The 21,846-nt window shown below is 38.5% G+C and carries 18 protein-coding genes and 1 tRNA gene; 16 read left to right on the top strand and 3 right to left on the bottom strand.

Features of this window, described 5'->3' with window-relative positions; all coding sequences use genetic code 11:
- Nucleotides 1-15 precede the first annotated feature (15 nt).
- The 6 genes from gyrB to EO111_RS07185 all read left to right on the top strand — a co-directional run bounded on the left by gyrB (nucleotide 16) and on the right by EO111_RS07185 (nucleotide 6,679).
- Nucleotides 16-1,917 (top strand): DNA topoisomerase (ATP-hydrolyzing) subunit B, encoded by a 1,902-nt coding sequence (gyrB, locus tag EO111_RS07210; RefSeq protein ID WP_127011139.1) that lies wholly within the window; start codon nucleotides 16-18, stop codon nucleotides 1,915-1,917.
- 11 nt (nucleotides 1,918-1,928) lie between these two features.
- Complete coding sequence (locus EO111_RS07205) at nucleotides 1,929-3,371, top strand: amino acid permease (RefSeq protein ID WP_126941290.1); 1,443 nt, start codon at nucleotides 1,929-1,931, stop codon at nucleotides 3,369-3,371.
- Nucleotides 3,372-3,677: 306 nt separating this feature from the next.
- The gene (locus EO111_RS07200; protein ID WP_127011138.1) at nucleotides 3,678-4,388 is read left to right on the top strand and encodes an AzlC family ABC transporter permease; all 711 of its coding nucleotides are present in this window, start codon (nucleotides 3,678-3,680) and stop codon (nucleotides 4,386-4,388) included.
- Nucleotides 4,385-4,714, top strand: coding sequence for a branched-chain amino acid transporter permease (locus EO111_RS07195; protein ID WP_062402260.1), 330 nt, complete (start codon nucleotides 4,385-4,387; stop codon nucleotides 4,712-4,714). Before EO111_RS07200 ends, EO111_RS07195 begins: the two co-directional genes overlap by 4 nt.
- Before the next feature lie 83 nt (nucleotides 4,715-4,797).
- Entirely contained in the window at nucleotides 4,798-5,115 is a 318-nt protein-coding gene (locus EO111_RS07190; protein ID WP_062402264.1) for a YbjQ family protein, read from the top strand.
- Between the two features lie 214 nt (nucleotides 5,116-5,329).
- A complete protein-coding gene (locus EO111_RS07185; protein WP_127011137.1) occupies nucleotides 5,330-6,679 on the top strand; it encodes a hemolysin family protein in 1,350 nt (449 codons plus the stop codon).
- Nucleotides 6,680-6,760: 81 nt separating this feature from the next.
- Here the strand turns inward: EO111_RS07185 and EO111_RS07180 are convergent, their stop codons facing one another.
- Both EO111_RS07180 and EO111_RS07175 read right to left on the bottom strand, forming a co-directional pair.
- Nucleotides 6,761-7,021 (bottom strand): Txe/YoeB family addiction module toxin, encoded by a 261-nt coding sequence (locus EO111_RS07180; RefSeq protein ID WP_127011136.1) that lies wholly within the window; start codon nucleotides 7,019-7,021, stop codon nucleotides 6,761-6,763.
- Nucleotides 7,021-7,269, bottom strand: a complete 249-nt coding sequence (locus EO111_RS07175) for a type II toxin-antitoxin system Phd/YefM family antitoxin (protein ID WP_127011135.1) — start codon at nucleotides 7,267-7,269, stop codon at nucleotides 7,021-7,023. The genes EO111_RS07180 and EO111_RS07175 overlap by 1 nt, the downstream gene beginning before the upstream one ends.
- A gap of 218 nt (nucleotides 7,270-7,487) precedes the next feature.
- Between EO111_RS07175 and EO111_RS07170 the strand changes: the two genes are divergently transcribed.
- Both EO111_RS07170 and EO111_RS07165 read left to right on the top strand, forming a co-directional pair.
- Nucleotides 7,488-7,802 (top strand): hypothetical protein, encoded by a 315-nt coding sequence (locus tag EO111_RS07170; protein WP_009353965.1) that lies wholly within the window; start codon nucleotides 7,488-7,490, stop codon nucleotides 7,800-7,802.
- A 554-nt stretch (nucleotides 7,803-8,356) separates the two neighbouring features.
- Nucleotides 8,357-8,433: transfer RNA gene (locus tag EO111_RS07165), tRNA-Arg, on the top strand.
- 83 nt (nucleotides 8,434-8,516) lie between these two features.
- On the opposite strand, the gene EO111_RS07160 is transcribed toward EO111_RS07165, so the two are convergent.
- Nucleotides 8,517-9,860 (bottom strand): PepSY domain-containing protein, encoded by a 1,344-nt coding sequence (locus EO111_RS07160; RefSeq protein WP_127011134.1) that lies wholly within the window; start codon nucleotides 9,858-9,860, stop codon nucleotides 8,517-8,519.
- Nucleotides 9,861-10,091: 231 nt separating this feature from the next.
- Between EO111_RS07160 and EO111_RS07155 the strand changes: the two genes are divergently transcribed.
- The 8 genes from EO111_RS07155 (at nucleotide 10,092) to ilvC (ending at nucleotide 20,824) form a co-directional block, all read left to right on the top strand.
- Complete coding sequence (locus EO111_RS07155; protein WP_062402273.1) at nucleotides 10,092-10,895, top strand: MetQ/NlpA family ABC transporter substrate-binding protein; 804 nt, start codon at nucleotides 10,092-10,094, stop codon at nucleotides 10,893-10,895.
- A 332-nt stretch (nucleotides 10,896-11,227) separates the two neighbouring features.
- The gene (locus tag EO111_RS07150) at nucleotides 11,228-12,562 is read left to right on the top strand and encodes an NAD(P)-dependent oxidoreductase (protein ID WP_126941370.1); all 1,335 of its coding nucleotides are present in this window, start codon (nucleotides 11,228-11,230) and stop codon (nucleotides 12,560-12,562) included.
- A gap of 1,064 nt (nucleotides 12,563-13,626) precedes the next feature.
- Nucleotides 13,627-15,297, top strand: a complete 1,671-nt coding sequence (ilvD, locus tag EO111_RS07145; protein WP_009353988.1) for a dihydroxy-acid dehydratase — start codon at nucleotides 13,627-13,629, stop codon at nucleotides 15,295-15,297.
- An 81-nt stretch (nucleotides 15,298-15,378) separates the two neighbouring features.
- Nucleotides 15,379-16,605, top strand: coding sequence for a threonine ammonia-lyase (gene ilvA, locus EO111_RS07140; protein ID WP_127011133.1), 1,227 nt, complete (start codon nucleotides 15,379-15,381; stop codon nucleotides 16,603-16,605).
- A 32-nt stretch (nucleotides 16,606-16,637) separates the two neighbouring features.
- Nucleotides 16,638-18,359: a biosynthetic-type acetolactate synthase large subunit gene (gene ilvB, locus EO111_RS07135; RefSeq protein WP_127011132.1), complete on the top strand. Its 1,722-nt coding sequence runs from the start codon at nucleotides 16,638-16,640 to the stop codon at nucleotides 18,357-18,359.
- Complete coding sequence (ilvN, locus tag EO111_RS07130) at nucleotides 18,352-18,846, top strand: acetolactate synthase small subunit (RefSeq protein ID WP_009353959.1); 495 nt, start codon at nucleotides 18,352-18,354, stop codon at nucleotides 18,844-18,846. Before ilvB ends, ilvN begins: the two co-directional genes overlap by 8 nt.
- Entirely contained in the window at nucleotides 18,846-19,649 is an 804-nt protein-coding gene (locus EO111_RS07125) for an ABC transporter ATP-binding protein (protein ID WP_127011131.1), read from the top strand. The genes ilvN and EO111_RS07125 overlap by 1 nt, the downstream gene beginning before the upstream one ends.
- 164 nt (nucleotides 19,650-19,813) lie before the next feature.
- Nucleotides 19,814-20,824, top strand: coding sequence for a ketol-acid reductoisomerase (ilvC, locus tag EO111_RS07120; protein WP_127011130.1), 1,011 nt, complete (start codon nucleotides 19,814-19,816; stop codon nucleotides 20,822-20,824).
- Nucleotides 20,825-21,846: the final 1,022 nt, after the last annotated feature.

The raw sequence follows: 21,846 nt of genomic DNA, 5'->3' as shown, positions 1-21,846 counted from the left end.
GTAGGAGGATGTCAGATGGCAGAACAAACAAATTATGATGCCGGTAATATACAGGTCCTCGAAGGCTTAGAAGCCGTTCGTATGCGACCTGGTATGTATATTGGTAGCACATCTGCCCGTGGATTACATCACTTGGTGTATGAAGTTGTAGATAATAGTGTGGATGAGGCCCTAGCGGGGTATGCAACGCATATTGAAGTGACCATTTGTGAAGATAATAGTATTGAAGTTATTGACGATGGTCGTGGGATTCCGACAGGAATGCATGAAAAAGGTATGCCTGCGGTAGAACTAGTATTATCCAAACTTCATGCAGGTGGTAAATTTGGCGGTGGTGGATACAAAGTGTCCGGTGGTCTTCATGGGGTAGGTATTTCCGTAGTAAATGCTTTAAGTGAGTGGACTATTGTCGATGTATACCAACATGGAAAAATTCAAGAAATTTCCTTTGAACGTGGTAATAAAACGTCTGATTTGAAAGAAATCGGTACGACGGATCGCACAGGTACGACAGTACGATTTAAACCAGATGCACAAATTTTTGAAACCACCATCTTTGAGTTTGATGTATTAAAAACTCGCTTACAAGAGTTGGCGTTCTTAAATAAAGGTTTACGTATTACTTTGTCTGATAAACGTGGAGAAGGTCGCAGTGAAAGTTTCCATTATGAAGGTGGCTTAGTACAATTCATTGAATATTTAAATGAAGCGAAAGAAGCTATCACACCAAGTGTTATTTCCATCGATAATACTCGTGACGATGTGGTAGTAGACGTGGCATTACAATATAACGATAGTTATAGCGAAACGATTTTGTCCTTCGTTAATAATATCAACACCATTGATGGTGGTACGCACTTGAGTGGTTTCCGTACAGCCTTAACACGTACCTTAAATGATTATGGTCGCAAGGCTGGCATTTTGAAAGAAAATGAAAGCAACTTGACTGGGGAAGACGTGCGTGAAGGCTTGACAGCTGTGGTAAGCGTAAAAGTATTGGAACCACAATTTGAAGGCCAAACAAAAGGTAAACTAGGTAATAGCGAAGTCAAAGGGATTACAGATACTATCGTGTCTGATGGATTGCGTGTCTTTTTAGAGGAGCATCCAGCAGAAGCGAAGAAAATCATCGAAAAAGCAACCAATGCGAGTCGTGCTCGTGAAGCAGCCCGTAAAGCTCGTGAATTGACACGCCGTAAAAATGCGTTAGAAGTGAGCTCCTTACCTGGTAAATTGGCAGATTGTTCTGAAAAAGATACAACTATGACAGAGATTTACCTTGTCGAAGGTGATTCTGCGGGTGGTACCGCAAAACAAGGTCGTGATCGCCGTTACCAAGCAATTTTACCATTGCGCGGTAAAATTCTAAATGTAGAAAAAGCTCGTCTCGATAAAATCTTAGCCAATGCAGAAATTCGTTCTATGATTACTGCTTTTGGTACAGGTATCGGACAAGACTTTGATATTACGAAGAGCCGTTACAATAAAATCATCATTATGACAGATGCGGACGTGGACGGCGCACACATTCGTACTTTATTATTGACATTCTTCTATCGCTATATGCGACCATTGATTGAAGAAGGTCATGTATTTATTGCACAACCACCGTTGTACCAAATTAAAAAAGGTCAAAAACAATGGTATGCCTACAGTGACCAAGAACTTTCAGATAGATTGGATGAAATTGGCCGTGAAGGCATTACGATCCAACGATATAAAGGTCTTGGTGAAATGAATGCAGAACAATTATGGGATACAACTATGAACCCTGAACATAGAACCATCCTACAAGTCAGCATGGAAGACAGTATTGCAGCAGATAAGATATTTAGCGTTTTGATGGGGGATAAGGTAGAGCCTCGTCGAAAATTTATCGAAGATAATGCAGAATATGTACGAAATCTTGACTTATAAGGAGAAGTCTCATGGAAAATAACAAATTAAAAAGAAGTTTGAAATCCCGCCACATGAATATGATTGCCTTAGGCGGTGCTATTGGTACAGGTTTATTCGTAGCCGGTGGTGAAGTAGTGAGTACAGCAGGTCCTGGTGGCGCGTTAATTGCTTATAGCTTCATCGGTATCATGGTATATTTCTTGATGACTAGTTTAGGGGAAATGACTACGTATTTGCCAGTATCTGGTTCTTTTGGTACTCATGCCTCTCGCTATGTAGATAAAGCTTTGGGCTTTGCCTTAGGTTGGAACTTTTGGTTTAACTGGGCTATTACATTAGCAGCTGAATTGGTAGCCAGTGCATTCATCATGAAATACTGGTTTCCTGATGTGCCAGCTATTGTTTGGTCTGCTTTGTTCTTATTGATTCTGTTTGTGTTGAATTATTTATCAGCTCGTTCTTTTGGTGAAAGTGAATATCTATTCTCTAGCATCAAGGTTATTACTGTTATTGTATTCTTATTATTAGGATCTTTATTGATTCTTGGGGTTGGTACTGAATCTCCAGGATTCCATAACTGGACTATCGAAGAGGCTCCATTTGTAGGGGGATTCTCCTCTATCTTAGCTATCTTTATGATTGCTGGTTTCTCTTTCCAAGGGGTAGAATTAATCGGTACTGCTGCTGGTGAGTCTGAGGATCCAGAAAAAAATATTCCTAAAGCTATTAACTCTATTTTCTGGCGTATTTTACTGTTCTATATTGGTTCTTTCACAGTCATCGGTTTTTTAATCCCTTACAATGATCCAAATTTATTGAACAGTTCTGTAGAAAATGTGTCCATTAGTCCATTTACATTGGTATTTGACCGTTTTGGATTTGACTGGGCGGCACATTTCATCAATGCTATTTTGTTGATCGCTGTATTGTCCGCTGGTAACTCTGGTTTATTCTCCTCTACACGTATGTTATACGCATTATCTAAATCAGGAGATGCACCAAAATTATTTAGTTCTATTAACCGACGTGGTGTGCCAATTCCAGCATTGTTAGCAACAGCAGCCTTTGGTTTGTTTGCTTTCTTAACATCTTTAATTGGGGAAGGTCAAGCCTATACTTGGTTGATTAATATCAGTGGTATGAGTGGATTCATCACATGGGTAGGGATTGCGATTGCACATTATCGTTTCCGACGTGCTTATGTGGCACAAGGTCATGATGTATCCAAATTGCCTTACAAAGCATCTTGGTTCCCATTTGGTCCATTGTTTGCCTTGGCATTGTGTTTGATCATTATTGCTGGTCAAAACTATACAGCCTTCATGGGTGAAAGTATTGACTGGTACGGAGTATCCGTTGCTTATATTGGTCTTCCAGTATTCTTCGCTGTATACTTATGGTATAAAGCAAAACATAAAACAAAAGTAGTTCCTCTAAAAGAAGTGGATTTATCTCGCGATTTTGAGGACTAATAGAAACAGCCTACGGGAAGAAGTTCCCATGGGCTGTTTTTCTGTTCATTAATTTTATAATTAAAATAGGATACTACAGGAAATAGGTTATAAAATAATCTTTTATTAACCTATTATATATTTTATAAATATATAAGTATTCTAGAATTTGATAGTATGTAAAAGTGGCACTAAGTTATTTGTATCCATGTACATATTTTGAATATATATGTATTTAATCATTTATATAAAATAATTGTCAGTATTTTATAAAATTTGATAATCTAGTAATACTAATGATACACGATGAAAGAAAGGATGGTATATATGGAACCTAAACCAACAAAAAATACAATAATATCTGCCTTTCGATATGGTTTTCTTAAAACAACACCGTTATTATTGGGATTTTTATTTTTAGGGCTATCCTATGGCATTTATATGCATTCTATGGGATTTTCTTGGGGCTATACACTAGCATTGAGTGCTCTCATTTATGCAGGATCTATGGAATTTGTAACAGTAGCTATGTTACTATCTCCTTTCGATCCAGTAGGTGCTTTTTTAATTACACTCATGGTCAATGGTCGTCATATATTTTATGGAATTTCTATGTTAACTATATATAGACATATGGGATGGTTAACACCATATCTCATATTTGGAATGATAGATGAAAGTTTTTCCATTAACTATACATCACAAATTCCTGCTGAAATTTCCAAGAAATGGTGTTATTTTTTTGTAACTCTATTGAATCAGTTATATTGGGTTGTGGGTTCTGTCATAGGTAATCTTTTTGCATCTGTATTATCTTTTAATGCGAAAGGATTAGAATTTGTACTAACTGCACTCTTTATTGTATTGGCTTTGGAGCAATATAAAATGCAACGAAATTTGATTAGCTCTGGCATAGGATTAGTGATTCCTGGCGTTGCCTTGATTGTATTTGGCAGTGAACACTTTATGATTCCTGCTATGATTGGAATCGTAGTCATATTAAGTCTGTTACGTAGAACAATGGAGGGAGAACAATGACTTTCACGGAACAAATCATAACCATTGCCATTGTTGTGCTAGGCACTATGGCAACACGGTTTTTACCATTTGTCATATTTAATTCGAAAACGAAAACACCTGCTTATGTGCAGTATTTAGGGAAAGTATTGCCGTCTGCAACGATGAGTTTGTTAGTAGTATTTTCCTTACGACATGTAGATTTATCTGGCGTATATCATGGTATGCCGGACATAATCGCAGTAGCTGTGACAGTATTACTACACCTATGGAAAGGAAATATGTTCCTATCCATTGGGGGTGGAACAATTCTGTATATGGTACTGATTCAACAAGTATTTATATAGTGTTATATGGAAGTATTCTAAATATGATATAATACGAATAATAAGGTTTAAATCATATCAATATGAGAATAAAGGAGACACCTATGATTATTACAACAACGATGCAAATTGAAGGACAACCAATTAAAGAATATAAAGGAATCGTCTTTGGAGAAGTTGTAGAAGGTCGTAACTTTGTGAAAGACTTTTTCTCTTCTATTCGAGATGTTGTAGGGGGTCGTAGTAATAGTTATGAATCATCTTTATCTAGCGCTCGTGAGGCATCTTTAAAAGAAATGAGTAAACGTGCGAAAGATATGGGAGCTAATGCGATCGTAGGTGTATCTGTGAGTTATGAAACATTAGGTGAAACGAATGGTATGCTCATGGTAACATGCACAGGAACAGCGGTTGTTATTTAGTATGTATTAGAGTTACTTTTACAAATAGCAAACAAGTATTATATAAGAATGCAGAAGTATTTCAATATATTTTTTAAGTATTGAAATATAATTTAGTAAAAATAGACAGTAAGTATTGTACTAGAATACATAACTATTCAAAGTTAGTAGATGATTAGTTAGATACATATAGTATAGTTTTATAGATAGGAATCGATAAGGAGAGATAGAATCAGTGGGCAGTGACATAGGTATAGAAATTTTAATTGTAGTCATACTCATCATTTTAAATGGTTTATTTTCCATGACGGAATTAGCCATTATTAATGCTCGTAAAGGATTATTAGAAGAAAAGGCAGAAGCTGGTAATCGTGGAGCCCGCATGGCCATCGAGCTAGCGGAAGATCCGAATGAAATGTTTTCCACTATACAAATTGGTATTACTTTAATTAGTATCGTCACTGGTTTGTATTCAGGGGCTACTTTTTCCGATCCTATGGCGACCTATATCAAAGAACATATCTTGTGGTTAGCTGATTATGCCGATACAGTGAGCCCTATTTTCATCGTATCTTTAACAACCTATTTATCCTTAGTCATAGGGGAATTAGTACCAAAACGGTTGGCATACAATTCTCCAGAATCCATTGCCATCATGATGGCAATCCCTATGAAATACTTTGCCACCATCACAAAACCATTTGTGGCACTTCTCAGTATGTCTACAACGGTGCTACTGAAAGTATTAGGCGTTAAACACAAGGAAGAAGCACCGGTAACGGAATCGGAAATTAATAAAATGCTTGTACAAGGTGTGGAACTAGGCGCTTATGAAGAGGAAGAGCCAGTGTTAGTAGAAAATATTTTCCGCTTAGCTGACCTCGATGCCAGCGATATTATGACACCTCGTACGCAGTTGACGTGGATTGATATTAACGCTAGTGATGAGGACATCCTAGAAACCATTATGGAATGCAACGAACATCGTATTCCAGTAGGTGATGATTCCTTAGATGAGTTGAAAGGCTTAGTCTCTTCTGTAGATGTGTTGGCACAACAGATGAAAGAAAGTCATCGTCCGATGAAAGATATTCTAGCTTATTGCATGCGTAAACCAGTGCTCGTACCAGAATCCTTGTCCTTAATGAAAGTATTATCTACTTTCAGAGAAGAAGGTACTCATGAAGCCATTGTGCTAGACGAATATGGTGGTATGAGTGGGATGATTACATTCCACGATATTATGGAAGAAATCGTGGGATTGATGCCATCTGGGGAAGAGGAAAAGAAAGAAGAAGAAAATCGCATCGTCCAACGAGAAGATGGTACGTATCTTGTGGATGGTCTTATCAGCATTGAAGAACTGAAAGAATATTTTGAAGTGGATGAATTATTACCAGGTGAAGAAGAGGATCTGTATAAAACATTAGGGGGATTCGTGACCTACTTAATCGGTCGTATTCCTAAAGAAGCTAATCGCTGTCACTATGGGCCATTGCAATTTGAGGTCATGGATATGGATAACACGCGGGTGGATAAAGTAATGGTGACACGGAAAGTAGCGGTGGAGAGTAGTTCAGACTAGTATAATTATTGAATACAAACAATGAATATAAATAAAACAGAGGAAAGTTGATGATATAGTACAACTTTCCTCCGTTTTATTCTATTCATAATGTGTCCATAAACTAATTATTTTAACAACTTTTTCTTCCTCAAAAATCTCATACACAAGTCGATGTTGGATATTAATGCGACGTGAATATAGACCTTTTAAATCGCCCGCCAATTTTTCATACCTTGGCGGTGTTTGGTAAGGAGTTACTTTAATAATCTCTAGTAATGCCTTTGCTTTTGTATCAAGTTTTGCAGATTTTAACTTAGGTATATCTTTTATAGCAGATTTTGTATAAGTTAACGTATACATTACCAAATAACCTCTTCTTCTGAAATACATTCGGATAATGGAGTGTTTTTTCCTTCTAGTAAAATTTCTTTCATACTAGGTTTGGATGTTAAATATAAAGTTTCTAACAAGGATAAATAATCATCTTCGCTTAATAGGACGGCATTACCATCTTTAGTGCTGATGCTGAGTGGTTCATTGTATTTAATAGTCTGTGTTAAATACTCAAAAATATTTTTTCTAAAATTTGTAATATTAATAATTGCCATGTGTATCACCTCTTTATGTACATTATAATGTACGTAAAAATAAAAAGCAATGGTATGGATATTGAAAGTATTGTAATCATTTGGAGTAAACTGCAATAGAATTAGAAGTATCTATATTGCCACTACTTGGAAAGATACGATATAATAGAAACAGAATACATCAAAGTATGAGTATAGTATACATCATAACTTATGTTAGTCATGAAAGAGGGTACACCATGGAATGGGTATATTTAGCAATTCATTATGGAGATAATGAGCGAGGTCATATTGCGTATAACAAAGAAACAAAAGAATGCCAAGTGGTATTAGAGGATGTAACTTGGAAAGAGAAAGTAGAATCCTATTTGCAAGCAGAACAAACAGTAATGCATGCCACAGGATTAAACACATATGATGAGTTGACAGTGCAACCATTGGATTCCTACGATAACTTAAAATTAGCCTTAACTCGCATGTGGAACAAAAATGGCGTGCAAGTTGATTGGGGCATTCCAGTAGAAGTGAATGGTCAATTACACTTTGCTGAATAAGTGAGAGCAGTCAGTACTTGCAAGATACGATGCGGTGCATACTGAAAGTATCCTGATAAGAGAAAATCTGATATATACCATGTATATGATAAAGCCTATAGAACAGGTTAGCTATGTTCTATAGGCTTATTGTGTATGTAGTAGATGATGAGATATAGCTTTGTTTTATCGTATATGTAAGCAATAGTACATCTATGTCATGGGTAGATAGACAATACTAGTGGATATAGTGTAAAAATAGAACAAAAAAGATACTTTTATCGTACATATGAAATAGTTATCCACCTAAATGTGGATAACTCAGTGTATAACTATGGGTATAGACTGTGAGTAGGATGTTAATACCTTGTGAATTTAGTGTTAATAACTCTATAGTTATCCACAATTTATACACAAAAAGTGAATAACCCTTGTAAAATAAGGCTTTATTGAATCTTAAAAGGTTAGAAAAAATGTTCTGTATTGTGGATATGCACATAGGATACAGATCGAATCTTATTTTAGATTTCATATTGCTAGGTATAGTACAGTTAGACTATAATAGATGTATACTTGCGTTCATAGCTCAGTAGGATAGAGCGACAGTTTCCTAAACTGCAGGTCGGGGGTTCAATTCCCTCTGGGCGCACCATAGATAAAAACCGATGTCATAGAAAGATATATCTGTGACATCGGTTTTTTCATGGGTTTATAAGAAAGACTACCATGAATATATTATAGAGTTTCTCGTATTCGAGTATAGTGTTGATATAAAGAGTATATAAATAGTACTAAAGGAATCAATAAGCAAATAGCACCAATTGTTTCTGTCATAGAATTAGGCCACATTGGAATGATAAGACCACAAGCGATGAATACACTAGATATAGCAGGAATTCTCCAAATATGAGTAGGAGATAAGGTAGATTTTATAGATGTAGTTTTCATAGGGATATGATATCGTTTCATAATCGTTAGGATAATACCTAATAACATACCAATGATGATAATAGTATCCCATATGGCCCATAATATTTTTAATACCATGGAATTATGATTATGAATATGTAAGTTTATCATAGTTTTCATTCCGGTGAAATACCAAGGAATTTCTTTTGTTGCATATTGATCGAGAGTTGAATCACTATATAAATTGGCATATACAGGCTGACCTAAAAACATGGCAGGATCGTCATCATTTTGGCTACCTAAATAAAAGGCATAGTGATAATTATTAAATTTTGATGGATAATCCATAGAAATAAGTTGACGATTAGGATAGGTTGATAGAATTCGTTGAATCGCTTTAGAAGGAGATAAAATTTCTGATGTATGATTAGCTAATTCTTGCTTTGCTATAGAGGCTACATTTTTTGTGTAATAATCATTAGCAATAAAAAAACCACCAATCCATACACCAGTTAGAGATAATACAAGTCCCCAAACAGAAGCAATCATAGAAAATTCACGATGCAGAGCGCTGATTTGTAATCGATTTGATGTTTGTGTACTTCGTTTATAGGCGGAACTGAAAGGGCCGTATAAAAAGATACCACTAAGGATGGATAAGAAGCATATCATAGATAGAATAGTTACAAGATAAATACCAAATTTTCCTAAGGCTAATCGAGTATGTAATTCATGAATTGTGTGTAGTGCACTTCGTACCCATGGATGCGTAGGGGTGACACGATGAGATTCAACAAGTGTATTAGAATTTGGATTATATAAGGTATAGTCTCCTCCCATACCCATTCGTGCAGGTGGGGCAGATGTGGCTGATGAATCAATAATTCTATAGCGTAATAGGTTAGATCTATTCATGGTTGGAGAAATATTCAAAATATCTTTGGATGGATATTGTTGTTTTACTAATGCAGCACCCGCATCTGCTGCATCAAATATAGAGGATGAGTATGGACTCATTGTCATAGTAGATGTACTATGAGAGGGTTGTCCTAAAGACCAAGCATTTAATTCATTTCTAAATAATAATAATAAACCGGTAATGCAAAACATAAGAAAAAATATAATAGAAAAGATAGATATTCTCTTATGCCATTTGTAAAAAGTTGACATATAGTTACTCCTTTCATATAAAAACATAGTTATAATAGCTTAAATAGGCTAGAAATTCAATCATCTATGACTATGAAAAAAAGTTTTAATGTATATAATTTATAGTTTTTACCTATTAATAGTGTAATAAAATTTATATTGGGCAAGAGAAGATTCTTATGATATTCTGTATACTCAGAATTGAAATATAAATTTTATTAGTAGTTTTTGTAGTTATGAAAGGATAGAATTATGAAATTAAAATCACTATTCACACCACTATTGGTGGGTATATTGGCGTTAGGTATTGCGGGCTGTAGTACATCGACAACAACGCAAGAAATTAAAATTGGCGCTACGGCAGGTCCTCATGCACAAGTGGCTGAGGCGGTAGCGAAAGAAGCACAAAAGCAAGGCATCCAGTTGAAAGTAGTAGAATTTTCCGACTATATCACACCAGATAAAGCCTTGGCAGACGGAGATATCCAATTGAACGCATATCAACATGTGCCGTTCTTGGAAAACTTTAACAAGCAAAATAATTCTAAACTAGTGCCAATCGGCAAAACCATTTTAATGCCAATGGGTATCTACAGTAATTCTGTAAAATCTCCTATCGATGTGAAAGACGGCGACACAGTAGCAATTCCAAATGATCCAACGAATGGTGGACGTGCCTTAGCCTTGTTACAACGAGCAGGTCTTATTAAATTGAAAGAAGGCGTTGGTTTTAAAGCTACAGTAGCAGACATTGTGGAAAATCCTAAGAACCTAAAAATTCAAGAGCTAGAGGCAGCACAATTACCTCGTAGCTTAGATGATGTGACATTAGCGACGATTCCGATGAACTACGTGCAAAGCGCAGGTATCAACGTAGGTGAAAAAGGATTGTACTTAGAACCAAAAGATGAGCCATTAGCAGTGATGATCTTGGCTACACGTGAACAAGATAAAGACAACGCAACATACAAAAAAATTGCAGAGATTTATCAGTCTGAGGCCATTAAACAATTCATTGCAGAAACTTTCAAAGGAACCATTACATCTGCAAACTAATCACTATGAATATAGAGGTCTACCCATGAGGTGGACCTCTTTTTTGCATCGTTGCAAGGATAGTGAAACGATAGGCGTATCGTTTCATAATATATAAAAATACATAGTTACACACAGTGCGCACATATGATATACTATAGAATATATCTTTTAGTACTTTCACTAAGAAAAGGAGCACTTATAGTCATAGATATAGCAAGGGTGTAGCCATTGTTACAGTGAAGTATAGTTGCCTATGGTATACTATAGATATGATATCGGAATCAATAAGAACCTATACATAGAGTATATAAAGGAAAAGTGTGTCACCAGAGTGGTGCAAGGAGGTCTTTATGGAGTTAAGACATGAACTAGAATTTGATAAAGATTATACGATGGAAGAGGCCTTTGCAGAGGCAAAGCGTTGTTTGAACTGTGCGAAGCCATTGTGCCGTACAGGTTGTCCTATTGAAAATGAAATTCCTCGTTTCATCCAAGCTATTGCACATGGTAATTTTGGATTAGCCAACGATATTATTGCAGAGCGTAGCAGCTTGCCAGCGGTGTGCGGCCGTGTGTGTGCTCGTGAAAAACAATGTGAAGGGGCATGTATTTTAAATCGTGCGAACAAACCCATTAATATCGGTAAATTGGAGCGCTTTGCTGCAGATTTTGAAAGCAATAATAATCTTCGCAAGATAAAACCAAATCGTAAAGACCAAGGTAAAATCGCTATTATTGGTTCTGGCCCTGCTGGATTAACAGTGGCTGGAGATATGGCAAAATTAGGCTATGATGTGACAGTATTTGAACGCCAAGATGAGCCAGGTGGTATCCTATTGTTTGGGATTCCGGAGTTCCGTTTAGGCAAAGAAATTGTACGTCGTGAAGTGAAGCGTTTAGAAACATTAGGTGTTACTTTTGAATGTAATGTCACTATCGGTCCAGATCGTAACTTAGATGCTCTGTTTGAAGAAGGTTTTGATGCTATCTTTATTGCTACCGGTACTCATGTGCCAATGGAAATTTCTTTACCAGGTGATGACAAAGCAGGTATGTTACAGGCGATGGCATTATTGACATCTGTACAATTAGTACAAAATGGTAGAGCTGAAGAATCATTAATTCCTGTATATAAAGGTGATAAAGTTCTCATCATCGGTGCTGGTAATGTGGCGATGGATGCGGCTCGTACTTGTGTTCGTCTTGGTGCTGAAAGTGTAACAGTGACGTATCGCCGTGGAGAAGAACAAATGCCAGCAAACCCATCTGAATTTGAAGAAGCAAAAGAAGAAGGCGTTCATTTTGAATTCTTAGCCGCTCCAAAAGAAGTAACTGGTTCAGATATCGTGGAAGGGTTGACATTTACACGACAAGAATTACAAGAAGATGGATCTGTGAAAAGCACTGGCGAAGACTTTACGTTACCAGCGGATAAAATCATCGTGGCCATCGGTCACAAACCAAACACACGCTTAGTGGGTCCTGGTAATGGTATTGAAGTGAATGAGTCTGGCTATGTGGTGACACGAGATATGCCATATGGTATGACAAGCCGTCAAGGTGTATTCGCAGGCGGTGACGTAGTGCATAAACCAGCTACCGTAGTATTGGCTATGCGTGAAGCTAAAAAAGTAGTAGAAGGTATCGTAAACTACTGCGAGGCAAAACGCTTTTTAGGGGAATAGGGTTTTATTCTTTACTTAACTATGCTATAATAAAGACAAGCGAAAAAGAGTAATGGTGATTCCATAAAGCTCACCAAAAAAAACACCCAGGTGGCGAGACTTGGGTGTTTCTTATATACTAGAAAATATACTAGGAAAGTGATATAATGGATTTGGATAAATTTGAGGATTTTCTAATTGCAAACAAAAGAAACCCCACGGTCTGCCAACCGTGGGGTTTTAATTTTTTTGTAATTATGATATAATGTTGGCAAGCGAAAAAAGTGTGAAAATAGTTAACATTAGGTTCACAAAAAACACCCAGGTGGCGAGACCTGGGTGTTTTTATTTGTCTATATAGCTGACAAGGCTAGGCTAGTTACTTCTTATATACTCGATCTAACCATTTACAAATGTAATAAGCGAGAACATTTGCCGTAATCGAGATAAAAAGTGTAATAATTAATGTTAACACTAGGTTCACCCCCTTTCTGTTACCAGTATAGGGGAAGTAACACTTATAGTATAACAAATTGTGGAAAATAATACATCTGAAAGAGTAAAAAAATATAGATATCTACTTGCGCACAGTGGACAAAGGTGTTACAATAGTAGACAGTTATTTTATTTTTAAAGTATTACACTTATAGTTAAGATTCGTACGCATATCGTACAGAAAGGAGATTATCATGGCATTGTTAGCAATTCTCGTGCTCGTCCTGTTCATTTTAGTGAACGTCATTAGAACTAACAATTCCATAGAGGTCGCCTTTTCTTCGGTAGAGCTACCATCTTAGGTTTCTTTGTGTACAACATAAGGAATCTAGGTTGTTGTAGTCTATTTGATTAACGTGCATACATATATATGAAAAGGCGATTCCTTAGGGATCGCCCTTTTTTATGTCTAATATAGTATGTCAGAATACTAGATGTAGATTGGGAACCTGTTGGATATAAAATCATAGAACTATCCAATAGAAATCCCATTCAATTATTTCAGTGTTATGCACATAGTATATAGACAACAATATATAACTATAACAAGTGTTATAAATCATGTTTATATAAGTAGAAAGGATCATTATATGGTACGCAGTGATAGAGTAGCAAAAGGAGCAACAAGAGCTCCACATCGTTCATTATTAAAAGCATTAGGATTTATTAACGAGGAAATTGGAAAACCAATCATCGGGATTGCCAATTCTTTCAATGAAATTATTCCAGGTCATGTACATTTGAAAAATCTCGTTCAATCTGTAAAAGATGGTATCCGCGAAGCTGGCGGTATTCCTATGGAATTTAATACTATCGGTATTTGTGACGGATTGGCTATGAACCACATCGGTATGAAATATTCCTTGGTGACACGCAATATTATCGCTGACTCCATCGAGGCCTCTGCCATGGCCACACCATTCGATGCGATGGTATTTATTCCTAACTGTGATAAAGTCGTGCCAGGTATGTTGATTGCGGCGGCTCGTTTGAACTTACCATCTGTATTCGTCTCTGGTGGTGCGATGCTAGCAGGAGTGCACAATGGTAAAAAAATTGGTTTATCCGATGTATTTGAGGCAGTAGGTAAATTTGAAGCAGGCCTCATTTCCGAAGAAGAATTAGAACATATTGAAAACGTAGCATGCCCAACTTGCGGATCTTGCTCCGGTATGTATACAGCGAATACGATGAACTGCTTAACAGAAGCATTGGGTATGGCATTGCCAGGTAATGGTACAATCCCAGCGGTTTACTCCGAGCGTTTACGTCTAGCAAAACGTGCGGGTATGCAAGTGATGGAAGTGTTACAAGAAGGCTTACGTCCAAAAGATGTATTGACGAAAGAGGCTTTTGAAAATGCGGTAGCAGTTGACATGGCATTGGGTGGATCTTCCAATACGGCGCTACATTTACCAGCCATCGCTCATGAAGCGGGCGTATCCTTAACATTGGATGATTTCAACCGCATTGCAGGTGATACACCACAATTGGCTAAATTGTCTCCATCTGGTAAATATTTCATCGAGGATTTACATGCCGCAGGCGGTGTGTATGCGGTAATGCATCGTTTACAAGAACAAGGACATTTACATGAAAGTGCAAAATCTGTGAGCCTGGTGGATCAAGGTACGATTGCTAAAACTATGAAAGTCCTAGACGAAGATGTGATCCATCCTTGGAGTGACCCAGTGTACACCACAGGTGGTATCGCTGTACTGAAAGGTAACTTAGCTCCGGACGGTTCCGTGGTCAAAGAAGGTGCTGTAGATCCAGAAATGCTCGTTCACTCTGGTCCAGCAAAAGTCTTCAACAGTGAAGAAGAAGCAGTAGAAGCAATCATGGGTCATAAAATTGTGAAAGGCGATGTAGTCATCATTCGCTACGAAGGTCCAAAAGGTGGTCCAGGTATGCGTGAAATGTTGACACCAACAGCGACGATCACAGGTATGGGTCTTGGTAAAGACGTAGCCTTGATTACAGATGGTCGTTTCTCTGGTGCTACTCGTGGCGCATCCATTGGTCACGTATCTCCAGAAGCAGCATCTGGTGGCACTATTGCCATCGTAGAAGATGGAGATATCATCGAAATCGACATTCCAAATCGTTCCTTGAATGTGAAACTTTCAGAGGAAGAAATTGCACGAAGAAAAGCAAACTTAGCACCGTACAAATCAGATGTCACAGGGTACTTGAAAAAATATGCTATGCATGTATCCTCTGCTGCACAAGGTGCCATCGAAATCCTAGATGAAGCATAAGAGGGAATGTAGTCAGGATACATATCTATGAGGGAAGTACAGGTCCGTAGATAGAATACATACTTAGGAAAGGACATTTATATGCATAAATTATACGATTTCATGGAGGCTAGGGAGCGATTGGCTACTATCGCCGTGAAAACAAAATTAATTCATAGCTCTGTATACTCGCAAGAAACAGGCAATCATGTATATATAAAACCGGAAAATTTACAGCGCACAGGGTCTTTCAAATTACGGGGCGCATACAATAAAATTTCCAAATTAACAGAAGCAGAAAAAGCCTGTGGCGTTATCGCCGCCTCTGCAGGTAACCATGCGCAAGGTGTGGCGCTAGCAGCACAACGATTGGGCATTAAAGCAGTTATCGTTATGCCACGCCATACACCGCTCATTAAAGTAGAGGCGACGCGCCAATACGGAGCAGAAGTAGTGCTCGCTGGCGAAGTCTATGACGAAGCTTATGAAAAGGCTTGTGAACTACAAGAGAAGCACGGCTATGTGTTCGTCCATCCTTTCGATGATGAAGATGTCATTGAAGGGCAAGGGACCATTGCCTTAGAAATTTTAGAAGAATTACCAAATGCAGATATTATTTTAGTACCAGTTGGTGGTGGCGGATTGATCTCCGGCGTGGCAGCAGCAGCTAAGCTAAAAAATCCACAAGTAAAGATTATAGGCGTAGAACCAGAGGGCGCAGCCAGTGCGAAAGCAGCCGTAGCAGAAGGAAAACCTGTGAATTTACCATCTGTAAGCACTATTGCCGATGGGGCAGCTGTGAAATTAATTGGTACAAGAGACTTAGAATACATTCAAACCTATGTGGATGAAATCGTCACTGTATCGGACTATGAATTAATGGAAGCTTTCCTATTATTGGCGGAAAAACATAAAATCATCGGTGAAAATGCTGGCTTACTTTCAGTGGCAGGTTTGAAAAAATTAAGGGTACGAGGCAAAACAGTGGTTAGTATTTTGAGCGGTGGTAACATCGACGTATTGACCATTGCGTCCATGATTACGAAAGGCTTAGTCGTACGAGGTCGTATTTTTACATTTGCTGTGAATTTATCAGATAAACCAGGTCAATTAGTGGCAGTGTCTGAAATCTTAGCAGAACAAAATGCGAATGTCATCAAACTGGAACATAATCAGTTTAAGAACCTAGATCGCTTCCATGAAGTGGAGTTGGTGGTGACTGTAGAAACGAATGGGGAAGATCATATAAAAAAAATTACGGCTGCTATGGCGGACCGTGGATATACGATTCACCGTATCAGTTCTAATGAATTTAATGAACATGACTAATGGATGAGATGGATATAGAAAGAGGACAAACTATGAGTGAACAGAAGATGATTCGAGGAGCTCGCATACTCCTAGAAACATTGAAGCGCTTGGGAGTGACAGACATATTTGGTTATCCCGGCGGCGCCGTAATTCCTATATACAATGAAATTTATGATTTTGAGGGAATCAACCATTACTTAGCACGCCATGAACAAGGGGCGGCTCATGAGGCAGACGGCTATGCTCGTGCTTCTGGCAAATGTGGTGTGTGCTTAGCTACCTCTGGCCCAGGGGCGACGAACCTCGTGACAGGCATTATGACGGCGCATATGGATTCTATTCCTCTCTTGGCCATAACAGGTCAGGTGGCTAGCCACTTGCTAGGAAAAGATGCGTTCCAAGAATCCGATATCATTGGGATTACCATGCCAGTGACGAAAAATAATTACTTGGTACAAGATATCCGAGATATTGCGAGAACGGTGAAAGAAGCTTACTATTTGGCCACAACTGGTCGTCCAGGCCCTGTGCTAGTAGATATCACACGAGATGCGCAACTAGCAGAAATCTCTTATGAAGAATTTGAAGCAATCTTTAATGAACCGATTTCCCTAGAAGGCTATGATCCAAACTATATTGGACATAAAAAGCAAATCAAAAAGGCTATCGAAATTGTAAAAGCAGCGAAACGACCGTTGATTATCGCTGGCCATGGGGTGTTATTATCAGGGGCTACAGAAGAGCTATATAAATTAGCCACTACCTGTCAAATTCCAGTCACAAATACCTTACTAGGATTGGGGTCTTTCCCGGGAGAACATCAATTATCCTTGGGGATGCTAGGTATGCATGGCACCGTATATGCGAACTATGCCACTAATGAAGCGGATGTAATTTTGGCATTGGGTATACGATTTGATGATCGTATTGCAGGAGTGCCAAAAGAATTTTGCCCACAGGCAACAATTGTACATGTAGACATTGACCCAGCAGAAATTGAAAAAAATAAATTAATTGACGTACCTATCGTAGGGGACTTGAAACATGTGTTGAATGAAATGAATCATGAGCTAACACCACAAACCCATGAAGATTGGTTGGAACGCATCCGTGAATGGCGTGAGGAATACCCAATTCGCGTTCGTCCTCATGAGGGAGAGTCTTTATTGCCGCAAAAAGTAATTCAAGAAATCGATAATATTGTGAAGGGCAATGCCATCGTGGTCACAGACGTAGGGCAACATCAAATGTGGGCATCTCAATTCATCACCTATTCGAAACCGAATACCATCATTACATCTGGTGGAGCTGGTACGATGGGCTTTGGTTTGCCAGCAGCTATCGGTGCGCAAGTGGCACAACCAGATACAAAAGTAGTGCTCATCACAGGGGATGGGGGCCTACAGATGAATAGCCAAGAATTGCTCCTATTAAAAGCTTACAATATCCCTGTGAAAGTGGTCATCATCAACAATGGTTTCTTGGGCATGGTTCGCCAATGGCAAGAACTCTTTAATAACCATCGCTATTCCTTCGTGGATTTATCCATTAGTCCAGACTTTGAAGTGTTGGCACAAGCGTATGGCGTGCGAGGGGTGACACTGTCCACCATCGAAGACTTGCGTAGTCAATTACGAGACCTTATCTTATCCGATGAGCCAGTGGTGATTAACTGCATTGTGGAAAAAGAAGAAAATGTGTTCCCAATGATTCCAGCAGGTTGCAGTGCCAAAGATATGATTGGATTGAAAGGAGGCCCTGACAATGAGTAAAGTACGACAACACCAAGTGCTAGTCATTACAAAAAATAAACCAGGTATCGGGGCTCGTATCCTGTCCCTCTTTAATCGTCGTGGGTACTCCGTTACACAAATGACATCTGGCATATCTATTCCTAATCATCATGCACGGATCACATTGACCGTAGAAACAGACGAAGTGCAATTAGACCAAATTCAAAAACAAATCTATAAATTGATTGACGTCATTAAGGTCAAAATTTTCTCTCCAGAACAAGTGGTGCGCCGTGAATTGATGCTTATTAAGGTGAAAGCAGATGTGTCTGTGCGACCGCAGATTATCCAATTAGCAGATGTGTATCGTGGTAATGTACTCGATGTAGGTCCTAACTCCATCATGATGGAAATTACAGGAGAAACGCAGAAACTAGATGCTTTCATAGAAATTATGAAAGAATATGGCATTCTGGAAATTGCAAAAACAGGTTGCACCGCTATGAGTCGTGGAGAAAAAATGTAATGGCTATACCAAAGCAAGGTGAGTTGTTACATTACGAAGGAGTTACCTTTGTCCGCAATGGGGAAGCGATTTTGCAAGGTGTGGACTGGCATGTGAACACAGGGGAAAACTGGGCATTACTCGGCCTTAATGGAGCAGGCAAGTCCACCTTGCTAGGCATGATTATGGCCTACACCTGTGCCACCCGTGGTGAGGTGCGTGTCCTAGGGCATACCTTTGGACAATGCGTATGGAAAGATGTGAAAAATCGTATTGGATTTGTCAGCTCTACCTTGGGGCAATTTGAACGTACTATGCGAGATGAAACGGTGCGACAAATTTTGCTATCTGGAGCGCATGGCACCATCGGTGTGTATCGAGAAGTGATAGAGGAAGAAGAACAACGCTGTGATATGGTCCTAGCAAGTATGGGATTACAACATTTACAACATCGCCACTTTGGGGTACTTTCCACAGGGGAGCAACGTCGTGTTTTAATCGGTCGTGCTTTGATGACGAGACCAGATTTGCTCATCTTAGACGAACCATGCAATGGGTTAGACGTACCGAGCCGAGAACAATTGCTCCGTCATCTCAATCAACGTGGGACTCAGGACAGTCCTTATCCGTTTATCTATGTGACGCACCAAATCGAGGAAATCCTTCCCACAGTGACCCATGTGGCACTATTAAAAGAAGGCAAAATCTTTCAATCGGGGCCGAAATATGAGGTCATTACCGATGATATTTTATCGGCGCTCTATGGTTTGTCTGTGAAAGTGACTTGGGTCCAAGATCGACCTTGGCTGCAAGTACTTTCATAAAATGTTTTTATAGAGTGTACAAAGATATTTTTAATCATACCAATTTATCATACTAAGTATGGTAAATCCGTAAGCCGAAAGGCTGAAAATCAGTTGAATTTCACTAGAAAATCTAGTAAATTATAAACATTAACACATGTATTACAAAGTAGGAGGTTATCACAATGGCAGGTAACATTTTAGGCACACAAGTATTTTATGATGCAGATTGCAATCTACAAGCATTAGTAGGTAAAAAAATTACAGTTCTTGGCTACGGTTCTCAAGGTCATGCGCATGCATTGAACTTGAAAGAAAGCGGCATGGACGTACAAATCGGTCTTCGTGAAGGTTCCAAATCTTGGAAAGAAGCAGAAGAAGCTGGTTTCGTAGTAAAAGAAACAGGCGAGGCTGTAAAAGGTGCAGATGTTGTGATGATCTTGATTCCAGATGAATTACAAGCAGAAACTTATGAAAAATCCATCGCTCCTAACCTTAAACAAGGTGCGTACTTGGCATTTGCTCATGGCTTCAACATTCATTTCGGTAAAATTAAACCATCTGCTGACGTAAACGTATTCATGGTAGCTCCTAAAGGTCCTGGTCACTTAGTACGTCGTACATTCCAAGAAGGTTCTGGCGTTCCTTGCTTGTACGCTGTATACGCAGATCCAAGCGGAGACACTAAAGAAGTGGCATTAGCATGGGCATCTGGTGTAGGCGGTGGCCGTTCCGGTATTTTGGAAACTGACTTCCGTCAAGAAACTGAAACTGACTTATTCGGTGAACAAGCAGTACTTTGTGGTGGTGTATGTGCATTGATGCAAACTGGTTTTGAAGTATTGGTAGAAGCTGGTTACAACCCAGTTAATGCATACTTTGAATGTGTTCATGAAATGAAATTAATCATCGACTTGATCTACGAAGGTGGTTTCGAAACAATGCGTAAATCCATCTCCAACACAGCTGAATTCGGTGACTATATTACAGGACCAAAAGTAATCCCAGCAGCAGCGAAAGAAGCTATGCGTGGTGTATTGAAAGATATCCAAGACGGCAAATTCGCTGATCAATTCCTTGGTGACTATGCAGCAGGTTACCCATACCTTAACGAACAACGTAAACAATCTGCAGCACATCAAGTAGAAGAAGTGGGCGGCGAATTACGTAAATTGATGCCTTGGATCAAAAAGTAAAAAGTAAATAGCCTTCATATAAATCATGAAGTAGTATAAGGAAAGCACGCAACACACTCCTTCACAAACGGTATTTCATAATGTTTGCTCAGGAGCATGTTGCGTGCTTTTTGCTTACAGGATACTTAGAGGAAAAGAAGGCTATTTACTTTTGGGGGCTTTTTGTGAGGGAACTTGTGACGCTATACAGTCTGTGGCGTTCGTAACTAAATAGAAGCAAAGGGAAGAGCACGGTATACCCTTCACAAACGGTATTTCATAATGTATCGTCACTTGTGATGCTATTCAGTCTGTGGCGTTCGTAACTAAATAAGATAAAGGGAAGACCGCAACATACTCCTTCTCAAACTGATACAGTGGTTAGGTTTGTTCAGGAGCATGTTGCGGTCTTTTGCGTTTGTATGATTTAGGTAGTAGGAACGCCACAAAGGCTGCTACTCGTAACTGCGCTCCTCAGAGTATTTAGTTCATATAAACAGTACGAATAGATTGTGCTATAATTGAAATTGTAAGAGTCATTGACGTGTTGTTAGGCTCATCTCTTCCTATTATGGGAGGAGGTGATTTCTATGAGAAATTTTAGAAAGTTATCTTTATTGATAAAGTTTTTTAAGTTGATTATAGATATTTATCGTTTCTTTCAATAGAAATGAAAAAGCCTAACGTAACAATAAGTATTCGCAGTACTTATACACGTTAGGCCATTTCTCTTTATTCTTCTGAGATGAGCCTAACGCCAGCAGACGTCGATGGCTCTTCTTTTGTTGGTTTAATTATAGCACAGTTAATAGGAATATTACAAATGCCACAAAGGCTACTACGCGTAACGGCGTTCCTTAAGATGATATTCATAATATTGTTAATTCGCATAATGTATATCTAGGTGTATAATGGTGGTATGAGAGTCACTAATGTGAGTTAGGCTTGTCTCTTCCTAATTTAGGAGGAGGTGATACTATGAGAAAGTATGAAAAGTATACTTTATTGCTTTATCTAATTTCTGTAATAGTAAGTATCATTGA

This window comes from Veillonella sp. CHU594, from assembly GCF_003992265.1.
In the GTDB taxonomy this organism is placed as follows: domain Bacteria; phylum Bacillota; class Negativicutes; order Veillonellales; family Veillonellaceae; genus F0422.
Note: the sequence above shows the minus strand (reverse complement) of the source record. Positions and strands in the feature narration are given on the sequence as shown.

Excerpts from the sequence above, each read along its gene's own strand:
- gyrB (WP_127011139.1), top strand. The coding sequence starts at position 16 with ATGGCAGAACAAACAAATTATGATGCCGGTAATATACAGGTCCTCGAA.
- EO111_RS07205 (WP_126941290.1), top strand. The coding sequence starts at position 1,929 with ATGGAAAATAACAAATTAAAAAGAAGTTTGAAATCCCGCCACATGAAT.
- EO111_RS07200 (WP_127011138.1), top strand. The coding sequence starts at position 3,678 with ATGGAACCTAAACCAACAAAAAATACAATAATATCTGCCTTTCGATAT.
- EO111_RS07195 (WP_062402260.1), top strand. The coding sequence starts at position 4,385 with ATGACTTTCACGGAACAAATCATAACCATTGCCATTGTTGTGCTAGGC.
- EO111_RS07190 (WP_062402264.1), top strand. The coding sequence starts at position 4,798 with ATGATTATTACAACAACGATGCAAATTGAAGGACAACCAATTAAAGAA.
- EO111_RS07180 (WP_127011136.1), bottom strand. The coding sequence starts at position 7,021 with ATGTATACGTTAACTTATACAAAATCTGCTATAAAAGATATACCTAAG.
- EO111_RS07175 (WP_127011135.1), bottom strand. The coding sequence starts at position 7,269 with ATGGCAATTATTAATATTACAAATTTTAGAAAAAATATTTTTGAGTAT.
- EO111_RS07170 (WP_009353965.1), top strand. The coding sequence starts at position 7,488 with ATGGAATGGGTATATTTAGCAATTCATTATGGAGATAATGAGCGAGGT.
- EO111_RS07160 (WP_127011134.1), bottom strand. The coding sequence starts at position 9,860 with ATGTCAACTTTTTACAAATGGCATAAGAGAATATCTATCTTTTCTATT.
- EO111_RS07155 (WP_062402273.1), top strand. The coding sequence starts at position 10,092 with ATGAAATTAAAATCACTATTCACACCACTATTGGTGGGTATATTGGCG.
- EO111_RS07150 (WP_126941370.1), top strand. The coding sequence starts at position 11,228 with ATGGAGTTAAGACATGAACTAGAATTTGATAAAGATTATACGATGGAA.
- ilvD (WP_009353988.1), top strand. The coding sequence starts at position 13,627 with ATGGTACGCAGTGATAGAGTAGCAAAAGGAGCAACAAGAGCTCCACAT.
- ilvA (WP_127011133.1), top strand. The coding sequence starts at position 15,379 with ATGCATAAATTATACGATTTCATGGAGGCTAGGGAGCGATTGGCTACT.
- ilvB (WP_127011132.1), top strand. The coding sequence starts at position 16,638 with ATGAGTGAACAGAAGATGATTCGAGGAGCTCGCATACTCCTAGAAACA.
- ilvN (WP_009353959.1), top strand. The coding sequence starts at position 18,352 with ATGAGTAAAGTACGACAACACCAAGTGCTAGTCATTACAAAAAATAAA.
- EO111_RS07125 (WP_127011131.1), top strand. The coding sequence starts at position 18,846 with ATGGCTATACCAAAGCAAGGTGAGTTGTTACATTACGAAGGAGTTACC.
- ilvC (WP_127011130.1), top strand. The coding sequence starts at position 19,814 with ATGGCAGGTAACATTTTAGGCACACAAGTATTTTATGATGCAGATTGC.